Annotated in this window: 8 protein-coding genes; 5 read left to right on the top strand and 3 right to left on the bottom strand. The window is 70.6% G+C overall.

What is annotated here, in order from left to right; genetic code table 11:
- Positions 1-11 precede the first annotated feature (11 nt).
- Entirely contained in the window at positions 12-5,438 is a 5,427-nt protein-coding gene (locus tag SNA_RS21325; RefSeq protein ID WP_052808953.1) for a type I polyketide synthase, read from the top strand.
- Positions 5,439-5,473: 35 nt separating this feature from the next.
- The gene (locus tag SNA_RS21320) at positions 5,474-11,548 is read left to right on the top strand and encodes a type I polyketide synthase (RefSeq protein ID WP_044366219.1); all 6,075 of its coding nucleotides are present in this window, start codon (positions 5,474-5,476) and stop codon (positions 11,546-11,548) included.
- Positions 11,549-11,643: 95 nt separating this feature from the next.
- Here SNA_RS21320 and SNA_RS21315 read toward each other — a convergent pair whose 3' ends face one another.
- Entirely contained in the window at positions 11,644-13,020 is a 1,377-nt protein-coding gene (locus tag SNA_RS21315) for a glycosyltransferase (protein ID WP_030064323.1), read from the bottom strand.
- Between the two features lie 103 nt (positions 13,021-13,123).
- Positions 13,124-16,642, bottom strand: a complete 3,519-nt coding sequence (locus SNA_RS21310; protein WP_241779770.1) for an ATP-binding protein — start codon at positions 16,640-16,642, stop codon at positions 13,124-13,126.
- A gap of 474 nt (positions 16,643-17,116) precedes the next feature.
- Here SNA_RS21310 and SNA_RS21305 point away from each other — a divergent pair, with 474 nt between their 5' ends.
- The 3 genes from SNA_RS21305 (at position 17,117) to SNA_RS21295 (ending at position 19,716) form a co-directional block, all read left to right on the top strand.
- On the top strand, positions 17,117-17,695 hold the full coding sequence (locus SNA_RS21305) for a LuxR C-terminal-related transcriptional regulator (RefSeq protein ID WP_030064322.1): 579 nt from the start codon (positions 17,117-17,119) through the stop codon (positions 17,693-17,695).
- A gap of 446 nt (positions 17,696-18,141) precedes the next feature.
- Positions 18,142-18,942 carry a CPBP family intramembrane glutamic endopeptidase gene (locus SNA_RS21300; protein ID WP_157880033.1) on the top strand — a complete coding sequence of 267 codons (801 nt, stop codon included), beginning with the start codon at positions 18,142-18,144 and terminating at the stop codon, positions 18,940-18,942.
- Between the two features lie 129 nt (positions 18,943-19,071).
- On the top strand, positions 19,072-19,716 hold the full coding sequence (locus SNA_RS21295) for a LysE family translocator (RefSeq protein WP_030064320.1): 645 nt from the start codon (positions 19,072-19,074) through the stop codon (positions 19,714-19,716).
- Positions 19,717-20,011: 295 nt separating this feature from the next.
- Here SNA_RS21295 and SNA_RS21290 read toward each other — a convergent pair whose 3' ends face one another.
- Complete coding sequence (locus SNA_RS21290) at positions 20,012-21,292, bottom strand: helix-turn-helix transcriptional regulator (RefSeq protein ID WP_044366212.1); 1,281 nt, start codon at positions 21,290-21,292, stop codon at positions 20,012-20,014.
- Positions 21,293-21,653: the final 361 nt, after the last annotated feature.

Genomic DNA, 21,653 nt, shown 5'->3' with positions numbered 1-21,653 from the left:
AAGAGCGGACCATGACCACATCCAGTGAAACCGTCGTCGCAGCCCTCCGCGCCTCGCTGAAGGAAGCCGAGAACCTGCGCCGCCAGAACCGCAAGCTCGTCGCCGCGGCCACGGAGCCGATCGCGATCGTGGCGATGGCCTGCCGCTACCCCGGCGGTGTCCAGTCGCCCGAGGACCTGTGGGAGCTGCTGACCGCGGGCAAGGACGCCATCGGCGCGTTCCCCACGGACCGCGGCTGGGACCTGGACGCCCTGCGGGACGCCGGGGTCGACCGGCGCGGCAACGCCGTCAGCCAGGAAGGGGGCTTCCTCGACGGCGTGGGCGACTTCGACGCGGACTTCTTCGGGATCTCACCTCGCGAATCCGTCACCATGGACCCGCAGCAGCGCCTCCTGCTGGAGACCTCCTGGGAGGCCATCGAACGCGCCGGCATCGACCCGACCACCCTGCGCGGCAGCCGCACCGGCGTGTTCATCGGCACCAACGGCCAGGACTACGCCTACCTGCTCGTACGCTCCCTGGCCGACGCCACCGGCGACATCGGCACCGGAATCGCCGCCAGCGCCACCTCCGGGAGGCTGTCGTACACGCTGGGCCTGGAGGGCCCGGCGGTCACCGTCGACACGGCGTGCTCGTCCTCGCTCGTGGCCCTGCACACGGCGAGCCACGCCCTGCGGGCCGGTGAGTGCTCGCTGGCCCTGGTCGGCGGGGTGAACGTCATGTCGTCCCCCGGTTCCCTGATGGAGTTCAGCAGGCAGGGCGGGCTCGCGGCGGACGGCCGGTGCAAGGCGTTCTCCGACACGGCCGACGGCACCGGGTGGTCGGAGGGCGTGGGCGTTCTGGTCGTGGAGCGCCTGTCCGACGCCCGCCGCAACGGGCATCCCGTCCTCGCGGTCGTACGGGGCTCGGCCGTCAACCAGGACGGCGCCTCCAACGGCTTCACCGCGCCCAGCGGTCCCTCCCAGCAGCGGGTGATCCGGCAGGCGCTGGCCGCCGCCGGTCTGTCGGCCTCGGACGTGGACGTGGTCGAGGCCCATGGCACCGGCACCGCGCTCGGTGATCCGATCGAGGCGCAGGCGCTGCTGGCCACGTACGGTCAGGACCGCGACCCCGAGCGGCCGCTGCTGCTGGGGTCGGTCAAGTCCAACCTCGGCCATACCCAGGCGGCGGCCGGCGCGGCAGGGCTGATCAAGATGATCCTGGCGATGCGGCACGGTGTCCTGCCCAAGACGCTGTACGCCGATGTGCCGTCCTCCCACGTGGACTGGACGTCGGGGGAGGTGGAGCTGCTGACGGAGCCTCAGGAGTGGCCCAAGGCCGACCGCCCGTGGCGGGCCGGCGTGTCCTCGTTCGGCATCAGCGGCACCAACGCCCATGTGATCGTGGAGCAGGCGGAACCGGACGAAGAGCCGGTGGCGGAACCGGGGTTGGCGCCCGCGGTGGTGCCATGGCTGGTGTCCGCCAAGACCGAGGAGGCGCTGGCGGCACAGCTCGCGCGGATCTCCTCGCGCAGGGGCACGGCGTCACCGGTGGACGTGGGATTCTCGCTCGCCTCGGGCCGTTCGGCGTTCGAGCACCGCGCGGTGCTGCTGGCCCAGTGCCCCGACGGCGAGCTGTCCGAGGCGGCCCGGGGCCGCGCGGAGACGAGCCGCCCGCTGGCGGTGCTGTTCTCGGGGCAGGGTGCTCAACGGGTGGGTATGGGCCGGGAGTTGTATGTCCGGTTCCCGGTGTTCGCCGAGGCGTTGGACGAGGTGCTGGCGCACTTCGATGCCGGGTTGCGGGACGTGATGTTCGGTGATGCGGAGGGGTTGGACGAGACCGGGTTCACGCAGCCCGCGCTGTTTGCCATTGAGGTGGCGTTGTTCCGGCTGGCCGAGTCTCTGGGTGTGCGGCCGGATTTCGTGGGCGGGCACTCGATCGGTGAGATCGCGGCGGCGCATGTCGCCGGGGTGTTCTCGCTGACGGATGCGTGTGCGTTGGTGGCGGCTCGGGCGCGGCTGATGCAGGCCCTCCCGGCGGGCGGTGCCATGGTCGCCGTACAGGCGTCGGAGAGCGAGGTGGCCGCACGGCTGGTCGACGGGGTGTCGATCGCGGCGGTCAACGGCCCGGAGGCGGTGGTGCTCGCCGGGGACGAGACCGCGGTGCTCCGTATCGCGGAGGAGCTGGCGGCAGGGGGACGCAAGACGCAGCGCCTGCCGGTCAGCCACGCCTTCCACTCGCCGCTGATGGAGCCGATGCTGGAGGACTTCCGGCGGGTGGCCGAGGGGCTGTCGTACGGGGCTCCGCAGATCCCGCTCGTCTCGAACGTGACCGGGGAGCTCGCGGTCGAGGAGCTGGTGTGCTCGCCGGACTATTGGGTGCGGCATGTACGGGAGACGGTGCGTTTCGCCGACGGTGTGAGCGCCCTGGAGGCCGAAGGGGCCAGCGCCTTCCTGGAGTTGGGCCCGGACGGGGTACTGACCGCGATGGCCCGGCACACTCTGGACGAGACGAAGGTGGCTGTCCCCGTATTGCGCAAGGACCGGCCCGAGGAGACCGCGCTGCTCACCGCCCTCGCCCACCTGCATGTCGCGGGCATCGGGGTGGACTGGTCCGGGATCTTCGCCGGCACCGGTGCCCGCCGCGTCGACCTGCCCACCTCCCCCTTCCAGCACGAGCGCTACTGGCCTCGTCCTGCCGTGCTCAGCGGAGATGTGGCCGGTGCGGGTCTGCGGTCCGCGGAGCACCCGCTGCTGGGTGCGACGCTCACCCTCGCGGAGTCCGGTGAGGTGGTGCTGACGGGCAGGCTGTCGCTGCAAACGCATCCGTGGCTGACCGACCACGCCATCGGCGGCAACGTCTTCTTCCCGGGAACCGGCTTTCTGGAGCTGGCGATGCACGCCGCCGACCAGGCCGGCTGCGACCGCGTAGAGGACCTCGTCCTGATGACTCCGCTGGTGCTCGCGGAGGAGAACGGCACCCAGGTCCAGGTGCTGGTCGGACCCGCCGACGAGGCAGGCACCCGCACGATCTCCATCCATGCCCGCCCGGAAGACGACCCCGACCAGCCGTGGATGCAGCACGCGGGCGGCACGCTGACCAGCGGCGAGCGCGTCGTGGACTTCGGTTCCACCGTGTGGCCGCCGCAGGACGCGGTGGCCGTCGACCTGGAGGGCTTCTACGAAGGGACCGGTTACGGCCCCGCGTTCCAGGGCCTGCGTTCGGTGTGGAGCTGCGGGGACGGTGCCTACGCGGAAGTGGCCCTGCCGGACCACGTGGCCGAGGACGCCGGGGCCTTCGGGCTCCATCCGGCGCTGCTGGACGCGGTGTTGCAGTCGCACCGCATCGCCGGGGTCGGCAGCGCGGACGACCAGTTCCTGCCCTTCGCCTGGCGAGGCGTCTCGCTGCATGCGGGCGGCGCCTCGGTCCTGCGGGTCCGGGTCGTGAAGACCGGCGACGACTCGATGTCCATCGCGGCCGTCGACGCCGAAGGCGCACCCGTACTGTCCGCCGAGGCGATGGTGATGCGGGCCTACCGCGACCCCGGCACCGGCCAGGCGGCGGCACGGCACGGCGCGGAGCGCGATGAGCTGTTGTCGTTGGAGTGGGTGTCGGGTCCTGAGGTGCCGCCGGCCGGGGTGCGGTGCGTGTCCCTGGGCGCGGATGAACTGGGTGTGGGCGCGTCGGTCGCCTCGTTGGCGGACCTCTCCGGGGACGAGGATTTCGTGGTGCTTCCCGTGTCCGGTGTGGGTGGTGATGTGCCTGCTGCCGCGCACGAGTTGACGGCCCGGACGCTCGGTCTGCTTCAGGAGTGGTCCGGCCGCGAGGGCTCAAGTGGCTCGCGTTTGGTGTTCGTCACCCGTAACGCGGTCTCCGCCGACGAAGGCGAGTCCGTACGCGATGTGGCCGCGGCTGCGGTGTGGGGTCTGGTGCGCTCGGCGCAGTCGGAGAGTCCGGGGCGGATCGCGCTGGTGGACCTGGAGGCCGACTCCGGCGATCTCGCGGAGGTGCTTGCGGGTCTGCCGGGTCTGTTGGCTGCCGGGGACGCTCAGTTCGTAGTGCGCGAAGGTGCTGTGCGGGTGGGGCGGTTGGTCGAGTCGAACGAGGGCGCGGGCGTGTCGCCGCGGGAGTGGGATGCGGACGGCACGGTGCTGGTCACCGGTGGTACCGGGGGTCTGGGGCGTGAGTTGGCCCGGCATCTGGTGGTCGAGCGCGGTGTACGGCATCTGCTGCTGGTCAGCCGGAGCGGACCCGAGGCGCCGGGCGTCTCCGGACTGAGCGACGAACTGGCCGCCCACGGCGCGGAGGTCACCGTGCGCGCCTGCGACGTGGCCGACCGGGCGGCGGTGCACGCTCTCGTCGCTGCCGTACCGGCCGAACACCCGTTGACCGCCGTGATCCACACGGCCGGTGTCCTCGATGACGGGCTGGTCACCTCGCTGACACCGGAGCGGCTGTCGACCGTACTGCGCCCGAAGGTGGATGCGGCCTGGAATCTGCACGAGGCCACCAAGGACCTCGACCTGGCCGCGTTCGTGCTGTACTCGTCCATCTCCGGGGTGCTCGGTGCTCCCGGACAGGCCAACTACGCGGCAGGCAACGTGTTCCTCGATGCGCTCGCCTGGCACCGGATGGGGCAGGGGCTGCCCGCGCAGTCCCTGGCCTGGGGCGCCTGGACCCAGGACGGCGGCATGACCGCCACCCTCTCCGACACGGATATGCAGCGGATGGCCTCCTACGGCACCGCACCGCTGAGCCGGCAGCGCGGCCTGGCCCTGTTCGACGCCGCCTGTGCGCGCAGCGCGGCCCACCTCGTCGCGGTCGGCCGGGTCGGCGGGCCGGTGCGGGCCTCGGCCCCGGTCCCGTCGGTGCTGCGCGGCCTGGTCAAGGGCGCCCGCCGCACGGCCGTGAACACGACGGGAGAGACGGCCGTGTCCCTCGCCGACCGGCTGCGGGCCGCGCGCCCCGAGGAGCGCCCGCGCCTGATGACGGACCTGGTCCGCACCGAGGCCGCCGCCGTCCTCGGACACGCCTCGGCGAAGAACGTCGACGCCCGGCGGGAGTTCAACGAACTCGGCTTCGACTCCCTGACCTCCGTCGAACTGCGCAACCGGCTCTCCGCCCTCACCGGACTGCGGCTGAGCGCCACCCTCGTCTTCGACTACCCCAACCCCACCGCGCTCGCCGACCACTTCGTCTCGGAGCTCGTGGAAGAGGCCGCCACGGGACCGGCCCTCCTGGCAGAACTCGAACGGCTCGACTCCGCACTCGCCGCCGGCGCGCCCGACGCCCGAACCAGGGCCGCCGTCACCGCCCGTCTGGCGCAGATCCTTGACGACTGGCGGGACGCCCCAGCGGAGGAGGACGGCGCAGAGGTCGCCGAGCGGCTCGAAGCCGCCAGCACCGACGAGATCTTCGCCTTCATCGACAACGAGCTCGGCCGTCACAGCGATCGCTGAGTCCGGCCCCTTATTTCCACGGAAGGTTCCACGGCATGCCGAACGACAAGCCGAACGACAAAAAGCTCGTTGACTACCTCAAGTGGGTCACGAACGACTTGCACCAGACCCGCCAACGGCTTCGGGAAGTCGAGTCCGCCAAGCAGGAACCGATAGCCATCGTGGGCATGTCCTGCCGACTACCGGGTGGCGTGCGGTCGCCGGAAGAATTCTGGCAGTTGTTGAAGGACGGCCGGGACGGCATCTCGACCTTCCCCACGGACCGCGGCTGGGACCTCGACCTGCTCGCCGGCGACGGCAGTGGCAGCAGTGCCACCGCCGAAGGCGGCTTCATCGACGCCGCCTCGTTCGACGCGGGCTTCTTCGGCATCTCGCCCCGCGAGGCCGTGACGATGGACCCCCAGCAGCGCATCCTGCTGGAGTCCTCCTGGGAGGCCCTGGAGCGCGCCGGAATCGACCCCGTGTCCCTGCGGGGCACCGAGACCGGTGTCTTCGTGGGCACGAGCGGTATCGACTACATCAACACCGTGATGAACTCCCGCGAGGACATCGAAGGCCACGGCAGCACCGGCCTCATCGCCAGCATCCTGTCCGGCCGGGTCTCGTACACCTTCGGCCTGGAGGGCCCGGCCGTCACCGTCGACACCGCATGCTCCTCCTCCCTGGTCTCACTGCACCTGGCGGCCCAGGCGCTGCGTGTGGGGGAGTGCTCGCTGGCGCTGGCCGGAGGGGTGACGGCGATATCGACGCCGATGAGCTTCGTCGGATTCAGCAGGCAGGGCGGGCTGGCGCCGGACGGCCGGTGCAAGGCGTTCTCCGACACGGCCGACGGCACCGCATGGTCCGAGGGCGTGGGCGTTCTGGTCGTGGAGCGCCTGTCCGACGCCCGCCGCAACGGGCATCCGGTCCTCGCGGTCGTCCGGGGCTCGGCCGTCAACCAGGACGGCGCCTCCAACGGCCTGACGGCCCCCAGCGGTCCCTCCCAGCAGCGGGTGATCCGGCAGGCGCTGGCCGCCGCCGGTCTGTCGGCCTCGGACGTGGACGTGGTCGAGGCCCATGGCACCGGCACCGCGCTCGGTGATCCGATCGAGGCGCAGGCGCTGCTGGCCACGTACGGCCGGGACCGGGACCCCGAGCGGCCGCTGCTGCTGGGGTCGGTCAAGTCCAACCTCGGTCACACGCAGGCGGCGGCCGGCGCGGCCGGGCTGATCAAGATGATCCTGGCGATGCGGCACGGCGTCCTGCCCAGGACGCTGCATGTGGAGGCGCCGTCGTCACATGTGGACTGGTCGTCCGGTGCGCTGCAACTGCTGACGGAGCCTCAGGAGTGGCCCAAGGCCGACCGGCCGTGGCGGGCCGGCGTGTCGTCCTTCGCCATCAGCGGCACCAACGCCCACATCATCCTTGAGCAGCCACCGGCCGCCGAGGAGCCCGAGGACGAGGAAGGGCCGCATACCTCGCCGTCGGCCGTGCCCTGGCTGGTCTCCGCGAAGTCCGAGGAGGCACTGACCGCGCAGCTCGACCGGATCTCCGCGCTGACCGACCGGTCGCCTCTCGACCTGGGCCTCTCACTGGCGACCACCCGGGCGCATCTGGAGCACCGTGCGGTGCTGCTGTCCGAGGGCGGCGAAACCGTCGAGGTGGCACGCGGGCACGCCGAGCACACGGCCGGGAAGCTGGCGGTGCTGTTCTCGGGGCAGGGTGCTCAACGCGTCGGGATGGGCCGGGAGTTGTACGGTCGGTTCCCGGTGTTCGCCGAGGCGTTGGACGGGGTGCTGGCGCACTTCGATGCCGGGTTGCGGGATGTGATGTTCGGCGAGGCGGAGGGCCTGGACGAGACCGGGTTCACCCAGCCCGCGCTGTTCGCCATCGAGGTGGCGTTGTTCCGGCTGTCTGAGTCTCTGGGTGTGCGGCCGGATTTCGTGGCCGGGCACTCGATCGGTGAGATCGCGGCGGCGCATGTCGCCGGGGTGTTCTCGCTGGCGGATGCGTGTGCGTTGGTGGCGGCCCGTGCGCGGCTGATGCAGGCCCTCCCGGCGGGCGGCGCGATGGTCGCCGTTCAGGCGGCAGAGAGCGAGGTGGCTGCACGGCTGGTCGACGGGGTGTCGATCGCGGCGGTCAACGGCCCGGAGGCGGTGGTGATCGCAGGGGAGGAGCGCGAAGTCCTGCGGATCGCCGAGGAGTTCACCGGCCTGGGGCGTAAGACACGGCGCCTGCCGGTCAGCCACGCCTTCCACTCGCCGCTGATGGAGCCGATGCTGGAGGACTTCCGACGGGTCGCCGAGGGACTGTCGTACGAAGCCCCGCGGATCGCGCTGGTGTCGAACCTCACCGGCGAACTCGCCACCGAGGACCTCGTCCGCTCGGCCGAGTACTGGGTCCGGCATGTGCGCGAGACCGTGCGCTTCGCCGACGGTGTGAGTGCCCTGGCCGCCGAAGGGGCCTCCGTCTTCCTGGAGTTGGGCCCTGACGGTGTGCTGACGGCGATGGCCCAGCACACCCTGGACGGCACCGCGACCACCGTACCGGCCCTGCGTAAGGACCGGTCCGAGGAGACCGCGCTGCTCACCGCCCTCGCCCAGCTGCATGTCGCGGGCGTCGGGGTGGACTGGTCCGGGATCTTCGCCGGCACCGGTGCCCGCCGCGTCGACCTGCCCACCTACCCCTTCCAGCACGAGCGCTACTGGCCTCGTCCCGCCGTGCTCAGCGGCGATGTGGTCGGTGCGGGTCTGCGGTCCGCCGAGCACCCGCTGCTGGGCGCGACGCTCACCCTCGCGGAGTCCGGTGAGGTGGTGCTGACGGGCAGGCTGTCGCTTCAGGCATACCCGTGGCTGACCGACCACACCATGGGCGGCAGCGTCCTCTTCCCGGCCACCGGCTTTCTGGAGCTGGCGATGCGCGCCGCCGATCAGGTCGGCTGCGACCGGGTCGACGAGTTCGTCCTGATGACTCCGCTGGTGCTCGCGGAGGAGAGCGGCACCCAGGTCCAGGTGCTGGTCGGACCCGCCGACGAGGCAGGCACCCGCACGATCTCCATCCATGCCCGCCCCGACGGCGACCCCGACCAGCCGTGGATGCAGCACGCGGGCGGCACGCTGACCAGCGGTGAACGGATCGTGGACTTCGGGTCCACGGTCTGGCCGCCGCAGGGCGCCGAGGCCGTCGACCTGGAGGGCTTCTACGACACGACGGGTTACGGCCCGGCCTTCCAGGGCCTGCGTTCGGTGTGGCAGTGCGAGGACGGTGCCTACGTGGAGGTGGCGCTGCCGGACCAGGTCGCCGAGGACGCCGGGGCCTTCGGGCTCCATCCGGTGCTGCTGGACGCGGTGCTCCAGTCGCGCCGGATGGCCGGGATCGGCGCTGCGGGGGACACGTTCCTGCCCTTCGCCTGGCGCGGTGTGTCGCTGCATGCGGGCGGCGCCTCGGTCCTGCGGGCCCGGGTGATCAAAACCGGCGAGGACACGCTGTCTCTTGTGGCCGTCGACGCCGAAGGCGCCCCCGTCCTGTCCGTCGAGGAACTCGTTCTGCGCACCCAACTCACCCATACAGACGCACCGTTGACGGCGCGACGTGGCGCGGAGCGCGACGCACTGTTGTCGTTGGAGTGGGTGTCGGGTCCTGAGGTGCCGCCTGCCGGGGTGCGGTGCGTGTCCCTGGGTGCGGATGAGCTGGGTGTGGGCGCATCGGTTGCCACTCTGGCGGACCTCTCCGGCGATGAGGATTTCGTGGTGGTTCCCGTGTCCGGTGTGGGTGGTGATGTGCCTGCTGCCGCGCACGAGTTGACGGCCCGGACGCTCGGTCTGCTTCAGGAGTGGTCCGGCCGGGAGGGGACGAGCGCTTCGCGTTTGGTGTTCGTCACCCGTAACGCGGTCTCCGCCGACGGAGGCGAGTCCGTACGCGATGTGGCCGCGGCTGCGGTGTGGGGTCTGGTGCGCTCGGCGCAGTCGGAGAGTCCGGGGCGGATCGCGCTGGTGGACCTGGAGGCCGACTCCGGAGACCTGGCGGAGGTGCTTGCGGGTCTGCCGGGTCTGTTGGCTGCCGGGGACGCTCAGTTCGTAGTGCGCGAAGGCGCTGTGCGGGTGGGGCGGTTGGTCGAGTCGAACGAGGGCGCGGGCGTGTCGCCGCGGGAGTGGGATGCGGACGGCACGGTGCTGGTCACCGGTGGTACCGGGGGTCTGGGGCGTGAGTTGGCCCGGCATCTGGTGGTCGAGCGCGGTGTACGGCATCTGCTGCTGGTCAGCCGGAGCGGACCCGAGGCATCCGGCGTAGGGGAGCTGCGCGACGAACTGGCCGCCCACGGCGCCGAGATAGCGGTCCGTGCCTGCGATGTAGCGGACCGGGCGGCGGTGGAGGCCGTCGTGGGTGCGGTGGATGCCGCGCATCCGCTGACCGCGGTGATCCACACGGCCGGTGTTCTCGATGACGGTGTGATCGCCTCGCTGACGCCGGAGCGGCTGTCGGCCGTACTGCGCCCGAAGGTGGATGCGGCCTGGAATCTGCACGAGGCCACCAAGGACCTCGACCTGGCCGCGTTCGTCCTGTACTCGTCCATCTCCGGAGTGCTCGGTTCTCTGGGACAGGGCAACTACGCGGCGGGCAACGTGTTCCTCGATGCGCTGGCCGGGCACCGGGCGGGCCTGGGGCTGCCCGCGCAGTCCCTGGCCTGGGGCGCCTGGACCCAGGGTGGCGGTATGACCGCCACCCTCTCCGATGCGGACATGCAGCGGATGGCCTCGTACGGGACCGCACCGCTGAGCCCCGAGCGCGGCCTGGCGCTCTTCGACGCCGCTACCGCCGGCAGCGCGACCCACCTCGTCGCGGTCGGCCGCGTCTCCGGACCGGTGCGGGCCCAGGGCCCCGTCCCGTCGATGCTGCGCGGCCTGGTCAAGGGCGCCCGCCGCACGGCCGTGAACACGACGGGAGAGACGGCCGTGTCCCTCGCCGACCGGCTGCGGGCCGCGCGCCCCGAGGAGCGCACGCAGCTGATGACCGATGTCGTACGGACCGAGGCCGCCGCCGTCCTCGGACACGCCTCATCCCAGAACGTCGACGCCCGCAGGGAGTTCTACGAGCTGGGCTTCGACTCCCTGACCTCCGTCGAACTGCGCAACCGGCTCTCCACCGTCACCGGACTACGGCTGTCGGCAACCGTGGTCTTCGACAGCAAGAACCCCACCGACCTCGCGGCCCGGCTCTACGCCGACCTGGCCGCCCAGTCGGCCCTGGACGGCTCCGCGTCGCAAGCGGGCTTCCTCCCGGTCGCCGCACCGGAGACCGACTCGCTGGAGCGGATGTTCCTCGACGCCCTGGACAGCGGCAAGGTCCCGGAGGCCCAGCGCATGCTCTCCGCCCTCGGCGCCCTGCGTCCGAGCTTCGAGAACACCGCCGAACTGGAGGATCTGCCGCTCCCGGCAACCCTCGCCGAGGGCCCCGGCACGCCGCGGCTGATCTGTGTGAGCACACCCACCGCCAACGGTGGCGTACACGAATACGCCAGGCTCGCCGCGTCCTTCCGAGGTGAGCGGCACGTCAGCGCGCTGCCGCTGGTCGGCTTTGCCACGGGGGAGCGTCTGCCGGCCACTGCGGAGACCGCGGTGCGGGTCATCGCGGAGAGCGCGCTGCGGGCGAGCGACGGCAACCCGTTCGTGCTGGTCGGGCACTCGTCCGCCGGCGCCTTCGCCTACCTGGCTGCGGCCCTGCTGGAGAACACCTGGGGCATCCGGCCCGAGGCCGTCGTGCTGCTGGACACCCTCAGCCTCCGGCACGAGCAGAACGAGAGCATCGACTACGCCGGCCTGATGCGACGCCACTTCATGGTCGACGAGGTCTCGCCGGTACGGATGACGAACTCCAGGCTGTCGGCGATGGCGCGCTGGATGGGCATGCTGAACCAGCTCGAAGTGCGGCACACGACCGTTCCCGTACTGATCATCCGTGCCACCAAGGAGACCTTCGGCATCGGGACCGACACCGGAATCTACGGCGAGGACCACGGCAGCCCGGTCGACGTCCGCAGCGTGGACGCGGACCACTTCTCCATGGTCCGCGACGACGCCCCGGAGACCGCGCGGATCGTCCGGGAATGGCTCGACTCCCTCGGCAACGCGTGACAACGGCATACGAGTAACCAAGTAACAAGGCCACAGGGCAACACCGCCGAGGAGGTCGGCGGTGTTGCCCTGTGTGTGGTTGTGCCGGGCGGCTCTTACGCCAGGGCCGGGAGCGAGAGAACCAGGCCGGCGGCGGTCTCCCGCCCGCCCGCCGAGCGCATCAGGGCGGCCCGCCGCTCCGCCTTCTCATAGAAGGACGGGGTGCCGAGAACCCTCGTGAGCTTGTCGACGACGTCGTTGACGTCGATGGTCTGCGGCCGGTCGAGGGTCAGGCTGAGGCCGAAGTCCTGGCCGCGGACGGCCTGGTCGTAGCAGTCCACCCACAGCGGTCGCACCACGAGCGGCTTGCCGAAGTACATGCCCTCGTTGAAGCCGTTGCCGCCGCCGTGGGTGAAGAACACCTTCACATGCGGATGGGCCAGCACGTCCATCTGCGAGGGAACCCAGCTCTCGACACGGAGGTTGCCCGGCAGCGACTCCCGGGGCGGCAGCAGGTGCTGCTGTTCCGAGGGCAGCTTCCACAGCACCTGGTGCCGGTCCTCCAGCCGACGGGCCACCTCCACCATGGAGCCGACCTGCTCCCGCGTCAGGCGGGTGATCGTCCCGAGCCCCACGTAGACCACGGAGGACTGGGCGTCCAGCCACCGCGAGAGATCCTGGTCGTCCGGCGCCTCGGGCAGCGGCGGCACCATGGCACCCACCAGCCGCATCTTTTCCGGGATGTCGAAGGGGTAGTCCAGCTCGGCGAGGGAGTTGCACAGCACCAGATCGGCGTGCTCGATCCTGGCCATGAAACTGGCCTTCGGCAGCCCGAGTTCATTGCGTCGCCGGTTGTCCTCCGCGAGGACCTTGCCCAGCCGAGGGTTGAGGAACATCGCGAAGGTCCGCAGCTTGAACAGCTCGTTGGCGACGCGCTGCGCGAGCGTCATCCGCCGCGACAGACCCGTGTGCGGGACCGGGAAGCCCCGCGGGGTGTAGCTTTTCGCGAAGTGCGTATGCGCCGTCAGCACATTGCTCGGCAGGAACGGCACGCTCAGTACGTACGGGATGTTCCGGGCGATGGCCGCGTCGACCGCGAAGCCGCTGATGCAGTCGATGACCATCAGCGCCGGTTGGACCTCGTCGATGACGGCTTGGAGACGGCGGAACTTCTCCGCCTGGAGGCCGGGCCGGTAGGTGTGCCTGACGACCGCGCGGTGCGCCTTGAAGCGCGAAGGCTGCGTGACCTCGCGGTAGACCTCGTCGCTCCACGTCACGGCCGACATTTCGGAGTCGACTTCGCCCAGCGAGGCGAACTCCACAGGGGAGCCCTCCGCGATCCGTTTCACATCGTTGCGGCGCGGCTCGTCGGTGGCGAACCAGAGGTCCTCCACGCCCTGGCGGGAGAGTTCACCCGCCAGCACGAGCAGCGGATTGAGCAGGCCGCTCTCCGGAAGGCTGACGAAGAGGATCGGCCGTCGGGCGGATTCCATGGATTCCCTTTCACCGGTGGCAGGCTGGGCTCGGCGAGCACGCCTGTGTGCGGGGCGATCGGTCGCACCTCCCTTTGATGTCACGGCGGGCGTCGGGAAATCCTTAGACTTGGCCCCGTCCTGGGTCCCGGTCCGCGAGCGCCTCGTCGGCACCGTGGCCCAGCAGTTCGTGGAGCAGCGGAGTCGCGGGCAGTGCCGGGTGGAGGTACACGCGCTCGCGGCGTTGTTCCACGGCGGCCAGCAGCATCCGGAAGGTCGTCCTCGCCTCCTCGATCTGCCCGTTGTGATGTTGGGCCTGGCCCAACAGGCCCAGATGGAGCGGGTGGCGTAAGTACGTTCTGGACTGGCCCAGTTCGGCCAGCGAGGTGTGCATCAGGGCGAGACCCTCGTCGCGGTCTCCTGCGTGCACCAGGCCCCACCCTTTGACGACGCCCAGCATCGCCTTCCAGTAGAGAAGCCCATGGTCGCCCGCAACACGGACGCCCTCGTCGCTAGAGGCGAGTGCGGTGCGGGTGTCACCCTCCCAAGCCGCCACGACCCCGTCCACGTACAGCGCGAAGGAGCGGTCGGACGGCCTGCTCTCGTACTCGGTGAGGCTCAACAGCTCGCGTCGGCGCGCGTCGGCGATCTGCCGGTGTCCGAGGAGCCAGTGGGTGAAGGTGTTGTAGGAGCGGCAGGAGACGCGTGGGTCGTGCTGGAAGGTACGCGCCAGCGCATGCCCCTCGTTGGCGAAATGATCTGCCCTTTCGACGCCGTGCTCCAATTCGGCGAGCGCCTGCGGCAGCATTCCGCGCACATGCAGCACGATGCCTTCGCCGTACGCCGCACCGAGCACCGCCACGGGCTCCCGGGTCTGCCACGAGAGGTCCCGCAGCAGGCCGGACAGCTGCCGTGAGGCGTCGTAGCGGCCGGTGACCAGGGACGCCGCGCACAGCGCCCAGAGCACCGACGGGTCCTCGGGGGCATGCGTGACCGTGCTGAGGGCGCGACCGCGCGTCAATGCCGTCTCGGCCTCGGGGTGGCCGTAGCCGCGAGTGGTGGCGAGTACCTGGCCGAGTTGGATGTGCAGTTTCTGTTCCAGCCTCACCGTGGCGGGATCGTCCGGGGGCAGGAAGCCGACCAGGTGCACTGCGCGGCGCAGCCAGATCTCCACCTGCTCGTACGCCATGGCCTGCTCGGCGTGTTCCGCGGCGAGCAGCAGCCGGGGCAGCACCTCGGCGGCCGGCAGCGCACTCTTGGCGTGCCAGCTGTGATGTGCCACCCGCTCGATCTCCTCGTCCCCCACGTGCCCGCGCCTGCGTGCGTACAGTGCGTCGGCGACCTTGGCGTGCAGACGGCGGCGATCCGCACGGGGAAGCTCGTCGAAGAGCGTCTCCTGGACCAGGGCATGAGCGAAGTGCAGCTGCCCCGGGTGGTGCGGGTCCTCCCCGAGCAGGCCGGCACGGATGGCCGACTCAAGACCCGCGTTGACCGATGCGTCGCAGGTGGCGGTCCGGCGCAACAGGTCGGTGTCCACCTCGGCGCCGATGACGGCGCACAGTCGAAGCACCCGCAGGACCGGTTCGGGCAGCGCGGCGAACCGCTGGTTCAGCGCCTCGCGCACGCCGGTGGGAATGTGCGCCAGGAGCGCGTCAACCGCATCCGGGCGATGGAGTCTACGCGCGTCCCCCACGAGGGAGAGAAGCTGCATCACGAAGTACGGGTTGCCTTCGCTGCGCCGGTGCAGCACCTCGACAACCTCCGGGTCCACACCGGACCCTGCATGTGCCTCGACGAGGGCGCCGACGGCCTGCCGGGGGAGCCCGCAGAGCCGCAGCGTCGCGGTCCTGGGGCCGCGTAGGACGTCGGAGACTATCCGGCGCAGCGTGGCGTCCGACTCGGTTTCGAACTTCCGGGCCGTGAGCACGATGCCGAGCGGATGGCCCTGGCAGCGGGGGCTCAGCAGCCTGAGCAGGTCGAGGGAGGCGGTGTCCGCCCATTGCAGGTCTTCCAGGAGCAGCACGAGCGGGTGTTGCCCGGCGAGGGTGAGCAACACCTCGCAGACCGCGTCGTGGGCGAGGAAGCGGGCCTGGGACCAGTCGGAGGTCCATTTCGTGCCTTCGACCCGGTCCGCCGACCGCTCGGGCATCAGGGGGGCGAGCAGGGCGCCGTACGGTTCCGTCGCCTCGCGAAAGGCATCCGGCCGGGTGGCGGACAGCTGCCGCAGGATCTGGGTCCAGAGCCAGTAGGGGGGGACGCCGTCGCCGGGGAAGCAGTGGCTCCAGATCACCTCCAGCCTGGAGCCGTTCTCCTGCGCGTCCATGCTCTCCAGCCGTGCCGCAAGTTCCAGCAGCAGGCGGGTCTTTCCGACTCCTGGGGGGCCGAGGACGCCGGCCACATGGCCGTGGCCCACGACCGCGCTCGCGGCGGCGGTCGTCAGGCGGTCGAGGTCCGGGCCGCGGCCGATGAACGGCGAGGGGGCAGCCGTCCACCCCGACTCGAACTCCGGGGTTTCGCCGGCCCCCGGGGCGGCTGACGGCGCGTGTTCCGGCCCGGGGATCGGCCCGGGTATCGGCCGCCACGCGGCTGTCCCTGCTGGTGTGCCGGCGGCGTCCGCCCGCGCGCCCGGCGGCACATCGGTTCGCGACTCCGGGCGCGCGTCGGTCCCTGTGATCCCCTCGCGCTCGACGGCCGCCGTGGAGCCGTCCGTCCCGTTGCCGTCGTCGGTCGCCACCGCCCGGCCGCGCCCCTGGGGCGTGACGGCCGTCCTCCCCTCCCCGGAGCCCTCGAAGCCCGCGGACTCCGCGGAGTCCGCTACTCCGTCGTCACCGGTCTCGTTCCTCACGAGCGGGACATATGACGCCCGGGTGGACTCAACTGGTGTGGGAGGCAGCTTCTTCGAGGGGGCGCTCGCTCCCGGCTCCTGGCGCAGGATCGCGGTTCTGACCCGGCGTAGTTCCGCCGCGGTGTCCACGCCGAACTCCTCGACCAGATGACTACGCGTCCGCTCGTACACCTCAAGTGCCTCGGCCTGCCGCCCGAGTTGGGACAGTGCCGTCATGAGGTGGCCGACCAGCCGCTCCCGGGTGGGATGACGGCGTGCCTCCCCGTCCAGAGCGGCGGCGACCTCTTCGGCCGCGCCGAGAGCCAGCCGGGCCTCCGCGCAGGACTCCACGGCGGTGAGCCGGATCTGTTCGAGTCGGGAGCGCTCGTCGCTGAGCGGCGGATGGCCGTCGAACTCCGCGTAGGGCGAGCCGTGCCACAGCCCCAGCGCCTCGGTGAGCCGGGCCTGCGCGGTGCGCGGATCGCGCTGCTCCAGCAGCCGCCGTCCGTCGGTGACCAGCCGCTCGAAGCGGCAGGCATCGACCTGTTCGGGGTCGAGATGGAGGACATAACCGGGCGTCCGGTGACGCAGCACCGAAAGTTGGCCCATTTCCGTCACTGTATGCAGGGCGCGGCGCAGATGCGAGACATGGCTTTGGAGTGTGGCGACGGCGTGACGGGGTGGTTCGTCACCCCACAGTTCCTCCACCAGCAGTTCGGTGGGCACCACGCGGCCGAGGCGTATGAGCAGCAGGGCGAGCAGCGTGCGCCGGCGTGGCGGACCGAGTGGCAGGTCCTGCCCGTTGTATCGCGCCGACATGGGCCCCAGAACACTCAGTAAGAGCTCAGCCTGGCCGGTCGTTGCAGGTGACACGTTTGCGGTCGGTGGTGCGGGCATTACGGTCCCCGTGCCTCTCGCGGATATGGCTGACTGACGGACGGATTCGAGCTGGCTGGCCCCCCGCTCCTGTGGATCGTTGCATAGAGAAAGCGCCTTCCCGGCTGGCGACCCGCCGATTGGCAAGAAAGCGGCAGGTGTTCGGCAAGGATTCCGACAAAGGTCCCGGGAACGACGGCAGGCGACGGCAAGGAGCCGCCAGCGGCTCGACCAGGACCCCGCAAGGGCGGGGATACACAATGTTCAACAACTGGAGAACCACTGGTCCCAGGGCCGATGACGCCCCTGGTGACGGCGTTCAACGCCGCTTGCCAGCCTCCGAATTGACTTCGCCCTCAAGTTTCGACAGGGAGCCCTCTCTTGCTGAGTCCAGCACCTTCAGCTCCGGGCCTGTGCATGGCGAGCCTTGATAGAACATTGACCATCCAGCAGGCGAACCAGGAGTTCTTCCGGCAGTTCAACGGCTCGTCCGAGGACATATGCGGCCGCAATTTCCGTGACGTGGTGCACCCGAGCGTGCAGCAGCCGCTGGTGCGCCAATTCTCCAATTTACTGGAAGGTAAGCACCAGCGATTCGTCACGCCCGTCATCGCCGTGGGGCCCGGCGAGGAGTCCGCCTTCACCGTTCCCCTCACCGCGGTCGCGGTACGCGGTGGCCTGCCCGACACGACCGCGATCCTGGTCATGATGCCCTCGGCCGGGGACGCCGAGGGGACGCGCGTGGTGACCAAACGCAAGAAGATCCTCTCCGCGATGGACGCGCGCATCCTCGAAGGCATCGCCGCCGGCGTCTCCACCGTCCCCTTGGCGGCACGGCTCTACCTCAGCCGGCAGGGCGTCGAGTACCACGTGACCTGCCTGCTGCGGAAGCTGAAGGTACCCAACCGCGCCGCGCTGGTCTCCCGTGCCTACTCCATGGGCGTGCTCAAGGTCGGCATCTGGCCGCCCGAGGTCGTGGACGACTTCGTGAAGTGAGCGGGCACAGGGCCCGCGCCGCCCCTCACGAGCGCGCGCCCGCTCGCGACGCCGACTGTGGCAGCGTTCACCCTGCGCCACCGGCTGAACCAGCCGCCGCGGCTGAAGCCTCCTCGCCGGTAGGGTCCCCACCGGCCCTTCGGCCCTTCGGTCGTGTCCGGGGCACGGCCCGCCCAGGTCTCGCATGCCGGGAGCGAGGGTCTGTGACCGGGGTAACAGACTGGAGATCGGCGTACGGATCCGGCAACGCACAGTGGCGATGGGAGGCGACGCACCACGGGGGGACGCGTCTCGCGGTGCTTGGCCGCCGCCCGACCAGGTGGTACGTGCGGTAACCACGGAGTGGGAGGGCACCCGAAGCGGCCCCGCACAGACAACCCCGGACCCCCTCTGTGCGTCTTCACGGGAGTCCCCCCACCGCAAGAACCCGAGGACGACGATTCGCCATGCCTCGTAGCTCGCCACCGGCCGCCCCGCGCCTCCAGCGCCCGCAGGCGGCGTCCGCCGCTCGTGACTGGTGTCTGGTGGCTGCGGGCTTCCTGCTCGCTTTCGGGCTGGCGAGTGCCGTCGCCGTCCAGATCCTGCTGACGGGACACCTCGACCTCCCCGACTGGGCCGTGCAGTACCTGCCAGGCATGAAGGCGGGCTTCCTCATCGCCGCGGCCTCGATGCTGCTCGCCCACCGGTGGCTGGGCTACAGCGCCGGCGATCTGGGACTGGCGGCGCGGCCCCGCAACGGGTTCCCGTACGGGAGCCTGGGCGCCGCGGCGGTGGCCTACCTCGGTATGTGGATCGGCTTCGAGGTGATGCGGCTCTTCCCCTCTCCGGGATACGTCCCTACGGGTCGCAGCAGCGCCGGCGAGCAGTTGCCGGCCAACCTCCACGGCGCCCTCGTCGAGGAGACCCTGCTGCTCGCCCTGCCCATGGCGGTGATGACACGGCTGCGCTGGTCCTGGCAGGCGCAGTTGGCCGTGCTGGTCGCCCTGCGCGTCCCCTTCCACCTCTACTACGGATACGGTGCGCTCGCCCTCGGTCTGATCTGGATGGGCGGATACGTCCTCGTCTACCGGCGCACCCGGCTCGTATGGCCCTTCATGCTGGCCCACTTCGCCTACAACTCGGCCCATGCCGACTACCTGCCGCCGGGCGTGAGGCCCCTGCTTGGCCTCACCCTCTGTGTCGGCGGTGTCGTCGCCTCGATCCGCTTGATCAGACAGGTGGGCCCCGGCTCGGGTGTGTCCAGGTGACCGTCACCCAGGGGTGCCGGCCGAATCGGCGAGATGGCCGGTGATACCGGCATGCGGATGAACCTGGTGCCGATCGTCCGCCATCTGTTTGTATGACCCCTGGGCAACATTCCAGGAGGTGACGGGCACATGGTGTCCACGGAGAGCATTCTCGCGTTCGCGGCGATGTCGCTCTTGGTGATCGTGATACCGGGGCCGAGCGTGCTGTTCGTGATCGGCAGGGCCCTCGCGCACGGCCGCCGCACGGCACTCGCCACGGTCGTCGGCAACCTCATCGGCTCATACGTCCTGGTTGTCGCTGTGGCGTGGGGACTTGGGGCGCTGGTGGAGACCTCGGCTGCGGTGCTCATGGGTGTGAAGCTGGCCGGAGCGGTGTATCTCGTCTACCTCGGCGTGCAGGCATTCCGGCACCGCAAGGAGATGCGTGCAGCGGACATGGAGGCACCGGCGGGCGAGCGGCGCGGCGATCTGCGCACGGTCCTGGACGGCATTTTCGTAGGCGTCACGAACCCGAAGGGCATCGTCTTCTTCGCGGCGGTGCTGCCGCAGTTCGTGGACCACTCCACGGGTCATGTCCCGCTCCAGATGATGGTGTTGGGCCTGGTCCCGGTCACCATCGGCATGATCACCGACACTCTGTGGGGCCTGGGCGCCTCGGCGGCCCGGTCCTGGTTCGCCCGCTCGGACCGCCGCCTTTCGATGGTCGGCGGGGCGGGCGGCTTCGCGATGATCGGGCTGGGCGTGACGGTCGCGGCGACGGGCCGCGCCGACTAGGGCGCTTCTGACGGATCTCCGCGGCGTCGCGGCGCCTGGCACGCACGCTCGCGGCGTTGCCGAAATGTTCCCATAGCTCCGCTATGAAGACATCCCGGCGCCTTGCGATCGCGCTCGGCATCCGAAGGACGAATTGAAGAGCCGAGGCGGAACGAGCGGAGCGAGTGGAGTGCACCAGGCGCCGCTCCTTCCTCCACGGAGATCCGTCAGAAGCGCCAGCGCATATCCCTATTTTCCCTCACACTCTGCAATCGCGAACCACGTCTCCGGGCGCGTGGCCCGGATTCCCGGCCCGTCAGGTGGCCCGCAGTGAGGGGGTGACACTCGCCGGACGAGGCGGCCAGGTCTGCGGGACGAGAATGCCGAGTGAGTAGGCGCGGGCGACCAGCGCACACCTGTTGGGTGCGTCCAGGAGGTCCCGAAGACGGCTGAGGTGGTAGTCGACCGTCTGACGGGAGAGGTGCAGCGAGGTGGAGATGTCCGCGTTGCTGCGGCCGACCGCCAGGAGCGACAGGATGCGTACCTGACTGGCCGACAGGGTGGGATGGGACTCGTGGGCGACCCCCTGCTGGGTGACGACCGCCCAGACGCTGGTGGCGCGGGCTGCGCTCCGCCCCACCGTCGTCAGGTGCAGCTGGGCCCTGCGTTGCCGGCCGTGGGCGTCGAGGAGTACGGCGGAGGTCTGGAGCCGTCGGCTGCGGCGGGCTATCAGATCGCGCCAGCCGCGCCGCAGACCGGCTAATTCCGAGGCGGGCGCCAGCACGCTGTCGGCCCGGCGGCCGACCAGGTCGGACAGCCGGACCTGGAGAAGTTCGGCGGCCGCCGCGCTCGCCTGCTGTATCCGGCCGCCCGCGGAGACCAGCGCGCACGGCAGCCCGCTGTGATCGCGCAGCGCGCACAGGCTCTCCTCGGCCTCCCGGCGCTGGTGGAGCGCGCGGGTGTAGTCGCTGATGTCGATGTAGATTCCGGCCACACAGGTCTCGGCGCCCTCCTGTACGGGGAAGCGATGACCTGCCGCCTGCCCTCTGCTGCCGTCCGGGCGGTGATAGGTGACCGTGTGCCGCACCGGCCTCCCGCGAGTGAGCACGTCCTTGTCGAGGGCGAGGACCCGCGCCGCGTCGACGGGGGAGTCCACCTCCTCGACGTGTTTGCCGACGATGTGCTCCGGGGTGGTGCCGTACAGGTGGGCGTAGGCGTGGTTCGCCCACAGGTGGCGGCCGTCGGCGTCCCGGATGAAGGCCGCGGCGGGCGCGAGGTCGGCGAAGGCGTCGTAGCGACGGGTGGTGGCCGAGCCGGTGCCGACCTCCACGGCGACCCCGCGGGAGCGGCCCTGCCGCGGCACACCGCCGTACCAGTTCACATCGAAGAGCCGGCCGTCGAACTGTGCCTGCCAGTGGCTGATTCCGGAGGCGTACGGGCCGGACAGCTTCTGGCGCACGGTGTCCAGAAAGCGCTGTGCGGTCCCCCTGTCGCCGAAGGCGCCACCGCCGCTGTCGATCACCCGCAGTTCACCGTCGGCCTCCCACCAGGACACCGGGAGGTGTTCGAGCAGCGACTTCAGACCGGTCTCGTCCACAACGGCCTCTCTTTGGCGAAGGGTTCAACGCATTCGATCACGGCACGTATACCGCGCCAACGCAATGCGTATCCGGAGCTCCCCGGCCGCATACCCGCTTCTCGGCCGATCTGGACGTATGTGTCCGGCCGTCAGAACGCACTTCCCCACCGCCATACAGCATCACGGAACCTTCACGAGCGGACGGTGAACTCCACAACTCTGGCGTTTGCCTGAGTGCGTGAGGCCCGCAGCGGCGCATCCGGTGCCGTCCTGCTGCTTCTCTTGAAGTACGGCGCACGGACAGCGGATCCGGCGCCGTCGGCCGCCCTGGTCCACCGGTGGTACGGCCCCAACCCACCTTCAGAGGAGTCGAATTCCA

Origin of the sequence: Streptomyces natalensis ATCC 27448 (genome assembly GCF_000935125.1) — a bacterium.
GTDB lineage: Bacteria > Actinomycetota > Actinomycetes > Streptomycetales > Streptomycetaceae > Streptomyces > Streptomyces natalensis.
The sequence above is the reverse complement of the archived record's forward strand: the minus strand, read 5'-3'. Positions and strand labels throughout refer to the sequence as shown.

Bases quoted from the DNA above. Each gene is read 5' to 3' on its own strand.
- SNA_RS21305 (WP_030064322.1), top strand. From the start codon at position 17,117: ATGGCGAGCCTTGATAGAACATTGACCATCCAGCAGGCGAACCAGGAG.
- SNA_RS21310 (WP_241779770.1), bottom strand. From the start codon at position 16,642: ATGTCGGCGCGATACAACGGGCAGGACCTGCCACTCGGTCCGCCACGC.
- SNA_RS21295 (WP_030064320.1), top strand. From the start codon at position 19,072: ATGGTGTCCACGGAGAGCATTCTCGCGTTCGCGGCGATGTCGCTCTTG.
- SNA_RS21320 (WP_044366219.1), top strand. From the start codon at position 5,474: ATGCCGAACGACAAGCCGAACGACAAAAAGCTCGTTGACTACCTCAAG.
- SNA_RS21325 (WP_052808953.1), top strand. From the start codon at position 12: ATGACCACATCCAGTGAAACCGTCGTCGCAGCCCTCCGCGCCTCGCTG.
- SNA_RS21300 (WP_157880033.1), top strand. From the start codon at position 18,142: ATGCCTCGTAGCTCGCCACCGGCCGCCCCGCGCCTCCAGCGCCCGCAG.
- SNA_RS21315 (WP_030064323.1), bottom strand. From the start codon at position 13,020: ATGGAATCCGCCCGACGGCCGATCCTCTTCGTCAGCCTTCCGGAGAGC.